Genomic DNA, 16,386 nt, shown 5'->3' on the forward strand with positions numbered 1-16,386 from the left:
TCCATAAAAATATTAAATGCATAATACGGGCAAGCGTTACGCAAACCCGTATTTTTTACGTTTATTTAACTAAGTTGGTACTTAACAAACCTTTAAGTTTATTTGTAGATAACCATGGTCTTTTACGGTGTAACATGCGGTGACAGTTAGCACAAACTAAGGTTATATCTTCTACCTTTGTTTGCTCGTTTTCAGCCATTTCCGATACGGGTTTAGTATGATGACCTTCTATATATCCCTCGCCTATATCACCGTAATGTGCTTTAAAATCAAATCCGCATACCTCACAAAATAACTTGCCATGCCGTTGCATAAACCGCTCCTTTGCAAGTTTTATAACTTCGGTATTACGTTCTCTTACTAAGTGCTGTTTTAACATACGCTTACCTTCTGGAAACCCTTCGTCATCTTCCGTAAACCCAACACTATTAACTTCATTAAGTTTACGAATAATCGATCCCATCGTACTAAATCCATATTCATTGATAATATTTACTTCCGTTTCTGTTATTCCCTTTCCAGACACCACACTATTTTGAAATTCGATGTCAGTTTCACTTAAATAAACAGGGTTAACAAATGGTTGAAAATCGGATAAAATAATACACCCTATTTCACCGTTATCTGTATCTGTTTCAAACATACTATTAATTCTCGTCATAAAACTTTCTTTATCTGCATCACCATTACCTTGCCCGTACCTATCCCATGCTTCATTAACAGTTAAAACTTCAAATCTTTCATATGTAGCCTTACCTAATACAGCTCTTTCGCCTTTAATACCCTTTTCATTTTTAACTAAGAAAAAGAATGGCTCTCCGGCTGTTAATACATTAAATTGATTGGTGTTTTTACGCCAAAAATTCACTTCATTTATACCTTTGTTATTTGATAAATATGTAAACCACTCTCTTGTTGTAACGCCAATGTATCCTTTCATATTTAACTCCCCCTTGTTAAACTTATTTATTATGTCTGTAAAATATTGTACCAATCTACTAGAGTTATTGCACGGTAAAATGAAAGTGTCCTTTTATAGAAGGTATTAAAGGTCATTGAGAATCTGTTCGACACAAGTATAAAGCTTCATGTGCTGAATGTTGATCTATTGGAGAATACAACAATGGGACGTTGCTTCTTGACTACACTGCTTACAGTGGCTGAAATGGAACGTAACTTAATCGTAGAACGTACTCAAGAAGGAAAAGTAATTGCAAAGCAGCGAAATGATTTTAGAGAAGGCAGACCAAGGAAAATTCCAAGCAACAAGTACAACATGCTTTAATGCTTCTAGAGACACATGAGAAAATGAAAGAGTTACCTGTACAAGTGTTAATTAAAAATCAGGTGAAAAGGCATTGGAATAAAATTCAAAGTAGGTTATAAAGGGTAGTAGTGAATAAAGAAATATCTAATGCTCGATAAATTAAATGCGATTTTGAAGTTTAAGAAAATGCTTTGATTTAATAGGTTTATTAAAGAGGTGGGGGGGGGCTATTTTCGACAAGATGCTCCCACTTTTATTGGCTTAATGCCGCAAGTGGGTTGATCCACGTACAAGACATTTTATTTTCTTCGATAAGCCTCGAACAAACATCTATCCAAGTGCTAATACTTTATATATTGATGTCCCTGCTAATGCAATTAATAATATATCGATTTTATTAGTTTTGATAAAAGGTTAAGTTGAAAAAAAGGAGTATTTTCAGGGGGATTCAAATGAGAAATCCCCTTTGGTTTCAAAGTTTAAGATGATATTCTAATTTGGTTTATGGTTTCAATTTCTGTATTAACTGCATTTATTAAATCATTTAATGATTGAATGAAGTTAGTATCAATAAAATGCCAGAATTGCTCTTTCTTATTAACAACAAATAAGTTTCTTCTTTCTTTTAACATTTTAGCTTCATAAGTGGCAGTTTGAAGTGACATCCCGTTTTCAGGTGTATACTTCCATTCTTCACTGAATAAGTCTATTGGAAGAGCTTCAGCAAAATCTTTATATTGGCTAAATCGCAAATATAATTTACGTTGAAGTTCAAAATCTTCGATTAAGTGTATATAAGAGAACAAAGTTTCATTTATAGGGCGTAGGTTGTAAACTCTATGTTCAGCTTCTTTTCTCATTTCTAATTGTTCTTCTTCTTTTGGGTTTACATTGCTCTCGCGTTCCTTAATGTTCTCAATTGTTTTTCTCCTTAGAATGTTTACTTTTTTTAAAGATTCTATTGATTCAGTCAGCTCGTATTGAATAATTAACAGTGGCTGAAGTTGAGCAAGCTTTCTATTTTTAGCTTCCTTTTCGGCGGCTGTTGCTAGTTGTCTGTCAAATAACTCCTTTTGTTCTTTTCCTTGAGTTTTGGCGACAAACAAAGCAACAAAAGCACCAATAATTCCTCCAGAAAAATTACTAAAAAAACCTATCCAATCTTTTCCATCTCCTACATAACTCCAAGGAACTGAAAGGTTGGTGATAACAAGGTTTAAAATTAGTGGAAAGCCAACGAAAATTAAAACTCCAATCCAAAACCAATTTGGAACTTTTTTTATGAGTTTCATGATTCCTCGCATATTATTTGTTTGCTGTCGATTGGTATTCTGTTCATTCTGAACTTCCATAAGTCTTCCTCCCATTGTTCTTGATTCGATTTCTAGTTAACTAAACTCCTAATACTACCAGGAAAATCCTAGGGGTTTTTACTATCTAGTATTATACTAAATAGTAGTATTAAAGGGTGAATTTTTACAAAATAATGGAGTCTTAAAGAATGGACTTGTTGTTAAATGTTTAGAGATGAGCGTAAAGATTCACCACCTCAAGCAAAAGAAGAGAAAACTCAAATCGGATACAGCTAAACTTATGAATTCAAAATCTTTCACAAAAGAAATGAAGAAAAAGTTTAGCAACAGTTATAGAAGATGTAAATGTACAAGTAGTATGTGGCAAGTCATTCTTTCGTTGTAAATATGATGATAGTAGCAGTATTAAATTCCGTTAACCATTATAACAACTTGTCCAGAAAGATTGCCTCAGACGAAAGGTAAATATACCGCTTGTCAATAATATACAAAGACATATAGCGAGCAGTATGTTTACGATAAAAAATCTATATAAGTTTGATGAGTATTTACTTGTTCTGCAGACTGGATGCTTCCGTTACAAAACTTATATGTTAGACAGTATTGAAACATTCGGAGAATACGACATGAAGTATGCACATAATAATAGTTAAAGGTATATGAATATGGTAAGCTTAGTAAAAATGGATTAGGAGGGATATTATGCCATTAGTTGTTGGTAATAAATACACTGGAAAAGAATTAATTAATTTTCTAAACAATACCGATGAAATTGTTATTTTAGAAAGGGGAGGGAAGATAATTGAGAATCATACATACACAGTAGAAACTGAATATAATAAATGTTCATTGCACCAAAGGAAAAAACGTCCGGTTTATGAAAATAACCCTTATACTAGTAAGAATGAAGTGGTAGGTTATGAAGAGGACTACCATATGCAATATTACAAAGAAACGTCGATATACATAGTTAGATAATTAGTTTAAAACCACTTAATAGAGTGGTTTTTTTGTTTGGCTTATCTAATTTATATGGCTATTATAGAACAATGCTAGCAATACTACATAGATTACCTTAAATGACCAGTAAGATTACAAATTGTATTTCAAAGCAATGATGTCATGACCGAAGACAAGTCATTAGACCAGGCGACAAGCAACTATGGAAACAAGACAAACACTTGACAAACACAGGGGTAGGGGGGAGACATAGCGTACAAAATTTCAAAGTTTTTGAAGATGAGACTAGTCTGATACTTCAGTATGTATAGCGTAGCTTAACTCGATTCAGACTTTTATCACTGAGATTAAAAGAGTATTAGTGGATATAGAAATAATACCTAAAAGAACAAGATGAATCTAAGGGTAGAGTATTTTAGATTGTATAGATTGTATCTTCTCCATCTTTACCTAGCCATAAACTTGTTGACTTCAGGAAATGGCGTTTCTTTCTTATCAACAAACCGTGCAGGCTTCCCTCCAAGATTGCATAACCTTCCCGCCGTTTACATACTCTGATATATATGGATCTCTGTCAAACGTCTTAGCAGCGTATATCGATCCCAAGATGTTCTGCATGCATAGCCCGTTTTATAGGACTTGCAGGATTAATTTTTGTGTATAAGGATCTACAAAACATACAAAATATTCATATAAGTGTAGTATCTACTAAAAAAGTGACATATAATAGAAAGGAAAAACTTGATGAAATTCTCGATTATTGTAGAAAAGGAGAATATTAACTATTGATATTATCTGGGGAAGAAATAAAAAAGAACATCGGTAAAGATATTATTATTAATCCTTTTCAGGAGAATCAGCTGAACCCAAATAGTTATAATTTAAGATTACATAACGAACTTCTTGTATATATAGAAGATGAATTAGATATGAAGAAGGAGAATAAAACTAAGAAGATCAATATCCCGCCAGAAGGCTTAATTATACAACCTGGAAAACTATACTTGGGTAGGACTATGGAATATACAGAAACCCTAAACTATGTTCCGACTCTAGAGGGAAGATCTTCAATTGGAAGACTAGGTGTATCTATACATGTCTCTTCCCCCTATGGGAACGTAGGTTTCAAAGGATATTGGACATTGGAGATTTATTGTATCCAACCAATAAGAATATACACAGGAATTAATATATGCCAAATTTACTACCATAGTATTGTAGGAGAGTATGAAAAGTATTCAAGTGAGAAGTATCAGGATAATTCGGGTATTCAAGCTAGTTTATTATATAAAGACTTTCAATCAAAATAATCGCTAGGGGGAAAATAAATGTCTGTTGTGCCTTTAATTTTATCCGGAGATGATCAGACGATAGTAACATCCCAGAGTGACTTTCAGTCAAAGAATGGAATCGATGGAGATGTAATATATATTAATCAACTTGATAATACACAATTAAGCAATGAGAAGGAAGCTAACTCGTCATACGATCTTAGAGTAGGTGCTGAATACCGTGATCACAGAGATCTTCACAAGACAGAGTTAGGAGAGGGAGGCACTATAAAACTTCTCCCACGTTCAGCGGTCGTAATTCAAACCGAGGAACATGTTCATTTTCCTAAAAATAGATTTGGTCAGATACTTCCTAAAGTGGGACTTTTACAAGATGGTATATCAAACACTACCTCAAAAGTAGATCCGGGTTACCACGGAAACTTAAACATAACAATATTTAACTTGGGCCAGAGGACAATTCATTTAAAGAGAGGTCAAAAATTTTGTAGTTTAGTTATTCATGAAATACTCCCGGGATCACGGCCTTATGACAAACAATCTAAACGTATTGAAGGACGACAAAATGAAGGTAAACTAAAAAATATTAGAGATACTATTGAGGCAAATGGGGCATTCATTGCAACTTTTGCATTACTTGTATCAATATTAATTGGTATAGTTCAGTTAATTACTGCCATAAAGTAAACAAACCAACCTAGCTAGGTTGGTTTGTTTACTTTATATTATCAAGCGTTAAAATGATGTAGGACTGGTTCATCAATAATTAATCCCTACTATTTTTTGCTTTTAAAACATACTTCCCGTTAACCTTGCCTACATGGATGATATCCCTAAAATCTGCAAGCGGTCCTTTTATAGATTTATTCCCAAGCCTCATGCGCAGTTCTGATTTAGGTGTATGCTCGACAACTTGGTGGGTTTCTAGACGCTCCTGGATTTCCCGCTTTTCACTCGTTTCCCAGATTTCCAAGTCCTTTTCGAATTGATGCAATTCGTCACGGTTCTCTTCGACCATATTCCACGAATTTCAGGAAATCCTAGAAGTAGCGGGCGTGAGATGCCTGGTGGGTTTTCAGTTCACCTTTTTCGGTTATTCCTTCTTCGGGCATAAGGGGTATCGAAAGGTGGATGTTAATAAGAATGGTTGTAAGCATGGATTGTAGTTCTATTAAATTCTTATAAGATTAGGTAAAATAGAACTAAGGGTAAACTCTATTGGCTGTTAGGAAATCAAGGAGGTTTTTTAACAGTGAAAGGCAGTATCAAGAAAGACAGACAAACAGGTAAGTATTTCTATGTAATAGATATGGGTACAGACCCCTTAACAGGGAAACGAACACAAAAAAAGAAAAGGGGTTTCAATACTAAGAAGGAAGCGGAGCAAGCACAGGTGAAATAGGGTGAAAAACATCCGATGAAGTATGGATGTCTTTTTATTGTACAGATAAATTTTAATAGGAAAAACCACTCTGCTTTTTTGCAAGCTGAGTGGCAAGAATAATAATTTCATTAAATGGAAGCCTTAAAACAAAACTACTAAGACCTTGATTTTTTATTTTTTATGGTCACAACCGTGGTCACATTTTTGGTCACAAACACTCTTTTTAACGCTCATTTCGTGGTCACATAAACACTTGCAATCGTAGATATATCAATAGCATTGGAGAAAACATACAAAAGCCAATATAAAACACTTCAAAACTCTCCAAAACCCTGTTTACTCCCCAATACTTTTCCTATTAATCCGCTCCACAATCTCCATCAAATCATCCGGCCTATGAAATTCAATCGGCGAAACACCTTTATCGAACTCTATTGTATCGGATTCAATCATTAATACATACTTCCCATTAATCTTTCCTAAATGGATGCTGTCGCCGAAATCGGCTAGAAGTCCTTTGATTGATGTACTGCCTAGTTTCATGCGAAGTTCGGCTTCAGGTGTATGCTCGACAATCTGGGCTGTTGCTTCGACGACCTGATGGGTTTCAAGACGTTCCTGGATTTCCCGCTTTTCACTCGTTTCCCAGATTTCCAGGTCCTGTTCGAATTTGTGCAGTTCGTCACTGTTTTCTTCGAATTGAGCGGATACATGTTCATGGACCATATGGATGACCTGGTTTTTCATGATTTCTGGCATCGATTCACCATATTCAACGAATTTCAGGAAGTCCTCAAAGTAGCGAGCATGTGAAGCCTGGTGGATTTTCAGTTCGCCTTCTTCGACCATACCTTCTTCGGGCATGTATGGGTATTGAATGGATTTCATATTTTTAGTGGTGATTGCCATTTCAACGTGCCTAATCAAGGTCCGTTCATCCGAAATGGAAGCGACTTTCGGCTCGAAATCACATTTTAATAAGAAAACGAATGGTTCATCAAGATATTTCGATAATTTAGCCGATGCAATTATGAAGACACCGCCACGGACTGCACTTGTATCAATATAGGACCGCGTGAATTGTTCATTTTCTTCTTGGAATTCTTCTTTCGTTTTGGCATATCGAACACGGTTAAATACATTGTAATTAGGGTTGGAATCAAGTGCATGGCCTTCTTCTACAATGAAAGAACCGATTTTCGTCGGTATTTGTTCAGTTTTTGGATGACGGTCCACTTTTCGCTTGGAAATCTTCATCAATTCCCCATCCAAAAAATCCTTTAGAGGACTTTCCTCGTATTCTTGGGTATCAAGAGTTTGGAAATGTTTAAAACGCTTATCTGCCTGATCGCCTTTTCCTTCGACTTGGATTAAATAAAAAGACAGATAGGTAATCGTAAAATCCATGAATGTCACCTTCTTCAATTATTAAGCATAATTCCCGTACTTTTTTTAAGACTTAATAAGTATAGTGATGTACTTTGATTCCGTCAAACGATTGGTGCACGAAAGATCAGAATAATATTGATGAATTATTTCATAATAATACATAGGGAAAAATAAATAATGATTCTCTATAAAATTAAATATATAAGAACTTTTACAAGAACAGTTTATAGGAATACAGGGAATACTCCAACATCTTACTTTTATAAATATTAAAATAATGATTTTTTAATCATTCATTGTTAATGATGGATAATTCTGTTGAATAATAAAGCATACATTCCAAAGAAAATCCAAAAAACAGAATTTTAAAATAATAAATTATTGACGAAGGAAAGGGTAATACGTATAATTTGAAAGTCAGATAATTCAGGAATTGCGGAAATTTGTCGAAATTTCTCCGATATAAATATTAAGCGAAATTATTTGTCAGTAGTTTTCAGAATAGTTTATAAAATTTATGGAGGAGAGGATATGAGTATTTTTAGAAAGAAGTCCATTGAGGACTTGTTGAAAAACGCAGGTTCCGGCGATAAGGGATTGAAACGGGAACTAGGTGCTTGGGATTTAACGATGCTAGGAATTGGAGCGATTATTGGGACTGGCATTTTTGTATTAACAGGTACTGGTGCAGTGAATGCTGGTCCTGCACTTTCATTATCGTTCGTTATTGCTGGTCTTGCTTGTTTATTCGCTGCACTTTCTTATGCAGAATTTGCAGCTTCCGTGCCGGTCTCCGGTTCGACTTATACGTATGCTTATGCAACTTTAGGTGAATTCGCCGCTTGGATAATCGGCTGGGATTTAATCCTTGAATACTTATTGGCTGTTAGTGCCGTATCGGCCGGATGGTCGGGATATTTCCAATCATTTTTAAGTGGACTCGGGATTAACTTTCCGGAGAAATTGACGGCAGCACCGGGTTCGGTTGAAGGTGTCACGACTTATATGAACTTGCCAGCCTTTTTGATAGTCATGGCGATTACCTTTTTGATTTCCATAGGTACGAAACAAACGACTAGAATCAATAATATAATGGTCGTTATAAAAGTGTTGGTGGTCTTATTGTTCATCGTTTCTTCTATTTATTATGTGAAACCGGAAAACTGGCAGCCATTCATGCCATTTGGAATAGATGGGGTATTTTCAACTGCCGCATTAATGTTCTTTGCCTTTCTCGGCTTTGATGCAGTTGCATCTGCCGCTGAAGAAACAAGAAATCCAGGAAAGAATTTACCACGCGGAATCCTCGGTTCCTTAGTCATTTGTGTTGTGCTTTATATGATCGTAAGTCTAATCATGACAGGTGTGGTACCGTATGCACAATTCAGCAAGGCTCTTGACCACCCGATTTCTTTGGTCTTGCAAAGCGCAGGACAAAATTGGGTTGCAGGGATCATCGATTTAGGTGCCTTCCTCGGAATGACAACGGTGATCTTGGTTATGTTGTATGGACAAACCCGAATCATGTTTGCGATGTCACGTGATGGGCTGATGCCAAAATCCTTATCAAAACTTCATAAAAAATATAAAACACCTTATGCAGCCTCGTGGATATTTGGTTTGATAGCGGCCTTATTGGGGGCATTCATACCTCTTGGTGATTTGGCTGAGTTGGTCAACATTGGAACATTGACTGCGTTTACGATGATTTCCGTCGCGGTCATCGTTTTACGGAAAACAAGACCGGATATGAAACGTGCTTTTTATTGTCCGGCTGTGCCGCTCGTTCCAGGCCTGGCAATCGTATTTTCCGTATTCTTGATGGTTCAGCTAGGAAGTCATACATGGATAAGGTTCTTGATCTGGATGGCTATCGGAGTCGTCATTTACTTCACTTATTCTCGTAAGCATTCCAATCTTAACCAGCAGGAAAAATAATCATTTAAAAAGACACTCTCTGGAGTGTTTCAGCTTGAAGACATAAGGGTTTCGGAATGCTCTCACTCCGAACTATGATTTTAAAAGAAAACTTGATTATCCCGCATGTTTTTTACTTTTTATTGGCCTGCCAGTTATTCGGCAGGAGTGTCGCAAATTTCTTCAATCTAGTGAAGGTTTCATAGAAATGTAAATAACCAAAATTAATAACTAGTCTTATTCGAGATGAGACCGGACTAAAGTTTTTTCTTAAAAAAATATTCCAGTTGATTGGAACGAAAGGTACGTGACTCCTGTGGGAAAAGCGCGTCCAAGGGAGACCCCACAGGCGCAAATAGCGCCGAGGAGGCCCCGGACCGCCCGCGGAAAGCGAGTTGCCTGGAGTGGAAATCTACGTTCAAATTGTACAACCCCCATAGACGCTTGGCAGACAGTCGGTGGAAAGGGAGCAGATTTCTTAAATCAACAGGCACTTCTTTTTAGACACTCCATGGAGTGTTTTTTTGTTTGGACATAAATAGTTCATAAGTCTTGTGTGAAAGAGGGAAATTTATCAAAGTGAATTAAGATTTACAGACCTTATGTCGAAATAGTATATATGGGCAGAAAAAATTGGAGGCAATTCAATCATGAAAAGTATCTGGAGAAGTAAGCAAAAGATAGATTCAATAGACTATATGCAATATAAAGAACAAGTTGGTATTAATATCAGGGAATGTCCAAGCGTATTGAATCAAGTGGACATGATTCATTTGACGATCGGGGATTTGTGCATAATTCGTTCTTTACAGGAAAAAGTGAAAGAACACTTGACCCAAATTGTAGGGAATTTTTATAAAAATCTAGAAAATGAACCCTCATTAATGAAAATCATTTCGGACAATAGTTCTGTTGAAAGATTGAAAAAGACTCTGCAGCGCCATATGTTCGAAATGTTTAGCGGTACCATTGATGATGCGTATGTTAAACAGCGTTATATTATCGCACAAGTACATGTGCGAATTGGACTGCAGCCAAAATGGTATATGAGTGCTTTTCAGGATTTATTGCAATCATTAATCATTCATGTGATTTCCGATATAAAAAATATTGAGCAATATCAAGAAAACATTCTGGCTGTCACAAAAATTTTTAATTTAGAGCAGCAAATAGTTTTAGAGGCATATGAACTTGAAAATGAGAAAATCCGCCAAAAAAACTTAGCAGAAAAAGAAACGATTAAACTACAGGTCAATCATAATGCAGAGGAATTGGCAGCAATCAGTCAAGAGACTAGTTCAGCAACTCAATTAATGGCAAATAAGGTAGGCGAAATTCATGATTTCACTCAAAAAGGGTCAGAGGTTGCAATACATGCAGAGGGAAAATCAAATGAAGGAGTCGAACTGTTACAAGGATTAGAGAGAAGATTGGTAAAAACGCAAGAGCAAATGACGATCATCTCCAAAGATATGGAACAGCTATCCAATACGTCAAAGGAAATTGAACGAATTGTCACATTCATCACTTCAATTGCAGAGCAAACGAATTTGTTGGCGTTGAACGCAGCGATTGAAGCGGCAAGAGCTGGTGAAAATGGTAAAGGATTTGCAGTTGTGGCAGGTGAGGTAAGGAAGCTTTCAGAAAATACCAAGGAATCAGTTTCGGAAGTAGTGAAACTGGTTAATGGAATTGCTCATTTTACCGATGTCATGAACACATCAATTTCCATGGTTAGCGGTGAAATTACTAAAGGCACGAAACAAGGGAAAGAAACTGGCATATTTTTTACTGAAATAGCAAACTCCATGCTTTCTGTTAAAGAGCAGAATATTAAAATCACAAAGGAAATGACAGAGCTGAATGATATATTCGATGATATTAATGAAGCGTTCAATCAAGTGGCCGTTTCCTCAGATCAATTGACTCAATTAACGATAAACTTGTAATGAAGTTTAACGAGTTTGCTTGATAGAATACTTTATCGGGGCTCTTTCATATTTTAATAAACAACTCGATAGAATATTTCTAAAAAGCCCTAAAGCGGTTTATAGAATAGCAACAACATGAAGGAAATAAAATCAAATCCAAGATGCAGTTAACAGGCTGCTCAATAAATCACTTGATATAAAACAAGTTTAATGTTATATTAATAAAGCGATGAGCTAATTTGTGTAAGTCGAAGAACAAGCTTTTAGCTAAACGTCGGGATGTGGCCTGACGGTTCTGCGCCACAAACGCATCAAAGACGCCTGCTGCGTGCAGGCGTCTTTTTCATTTTATCGATTCTTTTTTTGCAGCTTGTACGTCATCCTTGAATTCCTCTTGTATTTCTTCTGTTATTCCTTTGGTTGCATCCTTAAACTCCCTTAGTGAGGTGCCGACTGCCCGACCGATTTGAGGTAGCTTGTTCGGTCCAAAAACAATTAAAGCTAAAAGAAGGATTAAAATCAAACCGGGAAAACCAATGTTTGAAAGCATAACTAGTCACTCCAATCAAGTCTGTTAGTTAATATTATAGACTCCTTCCGTGTATTTGCAAATGTTATTTAGGATATACTATACAGTTCAGCATCCGATGATCTTCGCAAGACAAACACCTTCAATTCCGTCCCAATTTTATCTTGCACATTCTATCTGAAAATATTACTTACCCAAGAATGCTAAGAATACTATTCCTTAAAAAGATATCAATGAAAGTCGGGGGACAGTATGAGAAATCAGAGTGCAGCCATTAATTTTAACGGTTCGGCATGACAAATTGGCTCCACCAGCTTAATGTGTAACATGTAATTTTTTTGTTGTCTGGGAATGATTAAACTTGCAAGATAGAAGATATTTCGGTATTATAACTATACAAGCTGCGTTGTTCGTAATGATAATTAAGTTTTAACCTTTAAGCTGTAATAGGGAGTTTTATATCGAGACAGGAATGTTATGCCTCGTCACTGACTTGGACAACAGGATTGTTTCTGCAAACACCCACTTTGAGGAGTGGTGGTTTAAAACTTTCTTACTTGAATACGGCAATTGCGGCTTACTATTTTTATAACTAGAAACCAGTTCCGATAAGGGACTGGTTTTTTGTTGTTTTTACGCATGGTCGGAACTTTGTATATATCGATAGCATCAGAAAACCTTTTAAGAAATTTATGAAAAATATATGAAAATTTTTATTGAAATATCAGATAATTAGCATTTATAATAACAATTAGATAACTCGGTTCACTATTTGTATAATATGATGGTGAGTCGTTATTTTTTAAAAGGATTACGTAAGCGCTATCATTTGGAAGGAAGTACTGCAGTCACCTAGAGAGGAGAAAATTTTATGGCTAAAATTAATACGACCGAGGTAATTAGCAACAGTAAGTTCAATCGCTTTCATTTTGGATTGCTGGCATGGTGTTTTATCATTATCCTTTTTGATGGCTATGACCTCGTCGTTTACGGTACGGTTGTCCCGGTATTGACGGAGGAGTGGAACCTTACTTCCGTGGAAGCGGGGGCAATGGGGAGCTATGGACTATTTGGAATGATGTTCGGGGCCATTTTCTTTGGTACATTAGCAGATCGGATTGGCAGAAAAAATGTAATCGCTATTTCATTGATTTTATTTAGTTTATTTACACTATTATGTGGATTTGCGAACACGCCTACGATGTTTTCGACTTTCCGATTTCTAGCCGGATTAGGGCTAGGGGGAATCATGCCGAACGTCATAGCCTTATTGACGGATTATGCACCGAAAACGATGCGGAGCATGGTCGTTTCCATCGTTTTGTGCGGTTACTCATTCGGTGGGATGCTTGCCCCGATATTGGGTATCTTGCTTATGCCTTCACTAGGCTGGGAATCAATATTTTGGTTTGCAGGAATACCATTGTTATTTTTACCCTACATGATGAAGCGTTTACCAGAGGCTTCGACGCATCTGATCAGAATTGGCAGAAAAGAAGAATTGATCAGGATATTATCCAAGGTCAGTCCGGAGAGTAAATTCGACATCAATGACGAAATTGTGGAAGTGAAAAAAACAGATACGAATATGCCGATCGTTGGATTATTCAAGGATTCCCGTGCACTAAGCACACTGATGTTCTGGATCGCCTTTTTCATGTGTCTATTGATGGTATATGGATTGAATACATGGCTACCAAAGTTAATGATCGAGGCAGGGTATGCGCTGAATTCAAGCTTAGGTTTCTTGATCGTTCTTCAAGGGGGCGCTATCGTAGGGACACTTATCATCGCTAAACTTTGTGATCGTTATGGATCCAAGAAAATGCTTGTGCCGATGTATGCGCTTGGGGCAGTCAGTTTGACCCTATTGGGAATGGGCGGAAGCTCTTTTGTGATTTACACTTTGGTAGCGGTTGCAGGAGCCTGTACCATTGGTGCCCAAAATCTTGTACAAGCCTATGTTTCCCAGTACTATCCACCAAATATTAGATCTACGGCATTAGGGGTCGCATCTGGAATCGGAAGGATCGGTGGTATGTTAGGACCCATACTCGGCGGATTCCTTTTATCCATCTCGCTACCCATCCAATTGAATTTCATCGCCTTCGCTATTCCGGGTCTCATTGCCGCGGTTGCTTTATCATTCGTTCCAGCGAAAATGGCTTATTATAAACATGATCATTCGGAACCAACTGAAGAAATGGTGGTAGAGTCCAATAAAATGAACGTCTTGTAAAATTAAATGCATGGAATGCAATGCAGGGATACCTCCGTAGTCATTTCATGCATATTTGTTTTTTATTTGCATTTTTTGATGTAGTAATGGATCTATATGAAAAGGGAAATTGAAAAGAATTCGCGGAAAGATTTTCCGGGAATTGTTTGGCTTGACCTATTCTTGAGAAAAGTTGCTTAAATGTTCATAATTTCGCAATACGAGTCACTCTTAATATAAAGAATAAATGTTAGAATGATGGTACGGATAATTAATTCCTCCTTAAAATGGAGCGAACTAGAAAATAATCTCATCTTTTGTGAGGAGTCTTACTTTGAAAATTTTAAAACATATAATTTTTTGGTTAAGCATTATAGGGACATTATTCTCAATGATTTATTTCTTTGTAGCGGACATTCCGTTATATATTAAATTGTTAGGCGGAGCCATCATCCTTTATCTTGGTTATGATCTTATAACAGAATCAAGGAAAAGAAAGCGTAAAGAAGCCTCGGAAGCTTAATCCTTATATTCCGTTAAAAGCCCTCTTTGATAAGAGGGCTTTTTTTTGTTGATTAATATATGGATAATCGACTTTGATTATTGACAATATTCTAAAAACTAAGTTAATATATAGTGAACTTAGTTCTATATGTGTGTAATTCGTCTTTGTAACTACATAATCAGTTGTGATTAAATTTTAGTTCGACCTAAAAAATAGGGACATCCTTAATACTATGACACAAGGAAAAGCAGAAAGAGGGGAAGGAAATGCGCACGATCCAAGTGCCTGAAATGATTGATGAACAAAAATTTAACCGCTTTCATTTACAGATTTTATTATGTTGTATCTTTATCATCATCTGTGACGGGTATGATATGTTCATGCTTGGGACGATCCTGACATCTTTGATGGCGGAGTGGAGGATAACTGCTGTAGAGGCAGGGTTATTCAGCAGCTATGCATTGTTTGGAATGATGATAGGAGCGTTGGTCTTTGGACCACTGGCTGATAAATTCGGCAGAAAGAAAGTCATTATGATTTGTACGGTCATTTTTTCCGTATTTACATTTACATCAGGATTTGCTGATGAACCAACTTCTTTTGGAATACAACGTTTTGTTGCAGGACTTGGACTGGGAGGAGTCATGCCGAACCTAATTGCAATCATTACTGAATATGCTCCTAAAAAACTTAGAAGTACCTTGGTCGCGATCATGTTCAGCGGGCACGCTTTAGGGGGAGTTGTCGCATCAATGGGAGCGATGTATCTGATTCCGAACTTTGATTGGCGGGCAGTGGTTTGGCTCGGTGCACTTCCATTAATCTTCATGCCCATATTATATAAATTGTTGCCAGAGTCGATTAATTATTTAATGACAAAAAACAAAAAAAGCAAATTGGTGGACGTTCTGAATCAAGTGAATGTAGACGGGCAATACACCATGAATGATAATTATGTCCTTCGGGAGCAACTTAAAAGTGAAATGAAAGGGTTTCCAGTTAAAGAGTTATTCAAAAAAGGGAGGACTCTAAGCACTCTCATGTTCTGGATTGCATTTTTCATGTGCTTGTTCGTAATGTATGGCTTGAGTACATGGCTTCCAAAGATCATGGGAGGGGCAGGATATGAATTAGGTTCAAGCCTGACATTCTTAGTCGTATTGAACCTTGGAGCAGTTTTTGGGGCAATAGTTGGAGGGAAGCTTGCAGACAGATATGGTTCCAAGAGGATTCTGGTAACTTTTTTGGTCATTGGATTCATTACCCTTACAATGCTGAGTTTCAAGCCAAGCATGATCATGCTTTATATACTGATTGCCATTGCAGGAGGTACGACAACTGGTACACAAATCGTAACGAATGCATATGTATCCCAGTATTATCCGAATGAAATCCGTTCTACAGGTGTCGGCTGGGCATTGGGCATCGGCAGAATTGGCGGAATACTCGCCCCTACTTTCTGAGGAATCCTGCTTGATATGAAGTTGTCATTACAAGTCAATTTTTTAGCTTTTGCCATACCATGCATCATTGCAGCAGCGGCGATTTGGTTGATTCAGGATAATTTCAGCAACTTGACTGCAATCAGGCAGGAAAAGAAATTGATATAACGTATACCAAGGCTGAATCACTGTATTAAAATCAGATGAAGATCGGCCAAACAATAATGGAGAATTTGGTA

At 36.7% G+C, this 16,386-nt stretch carries 14 protein-coding genes, 1 other RNA gene and 2 pseudogenes; 12 read left to right on the forward strand and 5 right to left on the reverse strand.

Features of this window, described 5'->3' with window-relative positions:
* Positions 1-61 precede the first annotated feature (61 nt).
* Positions 62-940, reverse strand: coding sequence for an HNH endonuclease (locus AC3ISB_RS12640; RefSeq protein WP_489276603.1), 879 nt, complete (start codon positions 938-940; stop codon positions 62-64).
* A 150-nt stretch (positions 941-1,090) separates the two neighbouring features.
* On the opposite strand from AC3ISB_RS12640, the gene AC3ISB_RS12645 reads away from it, so the two are divergent.
* Positions 1,091-1,285: a recombinase family protein gene (locus tag AC3ISB_RS12645; RefSeq protein WP_489276605.1), complete on the forward strand. Its 195-nt coding sequence runs from the start codon at positions 1,091-1,093 to the stop codon at positions 1,283-1,285.
* Positions 1,286-1,746: 461 nt separating this feature from the next.
* Here the strand turns inward: AC3ISB_RS12645 and AC3ISB_RS12650 are convergent, their stop codons facing one another.
* On the reverse strand, positions 1,747-2,619 hold the full coding sequence (locus tag AC3ISB_RS12650) for a hypothetical protein (protein ID WP_489276606.1): 873 nt from the start codon (positions 2,617-2,619) through the stop codon (positions 1,747-1,749).
* A 663-nt stretch (positions 2,620-3,282) separates the two neighbouring features.
* Between AC3ISB_RS12650 and AC3ISB_RS12655 the strand changes: the two genes are divergently transcribed.
* The 3 genes from AC3ISB_RS12655 (at position 3,283) to AC3ISB_RS12665 (ending at position 5,519) form a co-directional block, all read left to right on the forward strand.
* Positions 3,283-3,558 carry a hypothetical protein gene (locus AC3ISB_RS12655; protein ID WP_489276608.1) on the forward strand — a complete coding sequence of 92 codons (276 nt, stop codon included), beginning with the start codon at positions 3,283-3,285 and terminating at the stop codon, positions 3,556-3,558.
* A 767-nt stretch (positions 3,559-4,325) separates the two neighbouring features.
* Positions 4,326-4,850 carry a dCTP deaminase gene (gene dcd, locus AC3ISB_RS12660; RefSeq protein WP_489276610.1) on the forward strand — a complete coding sequence of 175 codons (525 nt, stop codon included), beginning with the start codon at positions 4,326-4,328 and terminating at the stop codon, positions 4,848-4,850.
* An 18-nt stretch (positions 4,851-4,868) separates the two neighbouring features.
* A complete protein-coding gene (locus AC3ISB_RS12665) occupies positions 4,869-5,519 on the forward strand; it encodes a dCTP deaminase domain-containing protein (RefSeq protein WP_489276612.1) in 651 nt (216 codons plus the stop codon).
* A gap of 106 nt (positions 5,520-5,625) precedes the next feature.
* Here the strand turns inward: AC3ISB_RS12665 and AC3ISB_RS12670 are convergent.
* Positions 5,626-6,010, reverse strand: a pseudogene (locus tag AC3ISB_RS12670) (DUF3900 domain-containing protein); the annotation flags it as partial.
* Between the two features lie 74 nt (positions 6,011-6,084).
* On the opposite strand from AC3ISB_RS12670, the pseudogene AC3ISB_RS12675 reads away from it, so the two are divergent.
* Positions 6,085-6,231 (forward strand): annotated as a pseudogene (locus AC3ISB_RS12675) (Arm DNA-binding domain-containing protein); the annotation flags it as partial.
* Between the two features lie 321 nt (positions 6,232-6,552).
* Here AC3ISB_RS12675 and AC3ISB_RS12680 read toward each other — a convergent pair.
* Positions 6,553-7,623: a DUF3900 domain-containing protein gene (locus AC3ISB_RS12680; RefSeq protein WP_489276614.1), complete on the reverse strand. Its 1,071-nt coding sequence runs from the start codon at positions 7,621-7,623 to the stop codon at positions 6,553-6,555.
* A gap of 513 nt (positions 7,624-8,136) precedes the next feature.
* Between AC3ISB_RS12680 and bcaP the strand changes: the two genes are divergently transcribed.
* Both bcaP and AC3ISB_RS12690 read left to right on the forward strand, forming a co-directional pair.
* A complete protein-coding gene (bcaP, locus tag AC3ISB_RS12685) occupies positions 8,137-9,543 on the forward strand; it encodes a branched-chain amino acid transporter BcaP (protein ID WP_141994206.1) in 1,407 nt (468 codons plus the stop codon).
* Between the two features lie 629 nt (positions 9,544-10,172).
* Complete coding sequence (locus tag AC3ISB_RS12690) at positions 10,173-11,471, forward strand: protoglobin domain-containing protein (protein ID WP_489276617.1); 1,299 nt, start codon at positions 10,173-10,175, stop codon at positions 11,469-11,471.
* A 325-nt stretch (positions 11,472-11,796) separates the two neighbouring features.
* Here the strand turns inward: AC3ISB_RS12690 and tatA are convergent, their stop codons facing one another.
* The gene (gene tatA / locus AC3ISB_RS12695; protein WP_048686086.1) at positions 11,797-12,003 is read right to left on the reverse strand and encodes a twin-arginine translocase TatA/TatE family subunit; all 207 of its coding nucleotides are present in this window, start codon (positions 12,001-12,003) and stop codon (positions 11,797-11,799) included.
* Positions 12,004-12,377: 374 nt separating this feature from the next.
* On the opposite strand from tatA, the gene ssrS reads away from it, so the two are divergent.
* The 5 genes from ssrS (at position 12,378) to AC3ISB_RS12720 (ending at position 16,315) form a co-directional block, all read left to right on the forward strand.
* Positions 12,378-12,565, forward strand: a non-coding RNA gene (ssrS, locus tag AC3ISB_RS12700) — 6S RNA.
* Between the two features lie 288 nt (positions 12,566-12,853).
* On the forward strand, positions 12,854-14,221 hold the full coding sequence (locus AC3ISB_RS12705) for an MFS transporter (RefSeq protein WP_098372208.1): 1,368 nt from the start codon (positions 12,854-12,856) through the stop codon (positions 14,219-14,221).
* A 313-nt stretch (positions 14,222-14,534) separates the two neighbouring features.
* Positions 14,535-14,723 (forward strand): hypothetical protein, encoded by a 189-nt coding sequence (locus AC3ISB_RS12710; RefSeq protein ID WP_098372209.1) that lies wholly within the window; start codon positions 14,535-14,537, stop codon positions 14,721-14,723.
* Between the two features lie 248 nt (positions 14,724-14,971).
* Positions 14,972-16,168, forward strand: a complete 1,197-nt coding sequence (locus AC3ISB_RS12715) for an MFS transporter (protein WP_489276620.1) — start codon at positions 14,972-14,974, stop codon at positions 16,166-16,168.
* A gap of 15 nt (positions 16,169-16,183) precedes the next feature.
* Positions 16,184-16,315 (forward strand): hypothetical protein, encoded by a 132-nt coding sequence (locus tag AC3ISB_RS12720; protein WP_489276622.1) that lies wholly within the window; start codon positions 16,184-16,186, stop codon positions 16,313-16,315.
* Positions 16,316-16,386 lie beyond the last annotated feature (71 nt).

This window comes from Peribacillus sp. GL_122 (assembly GCF_057835005.1).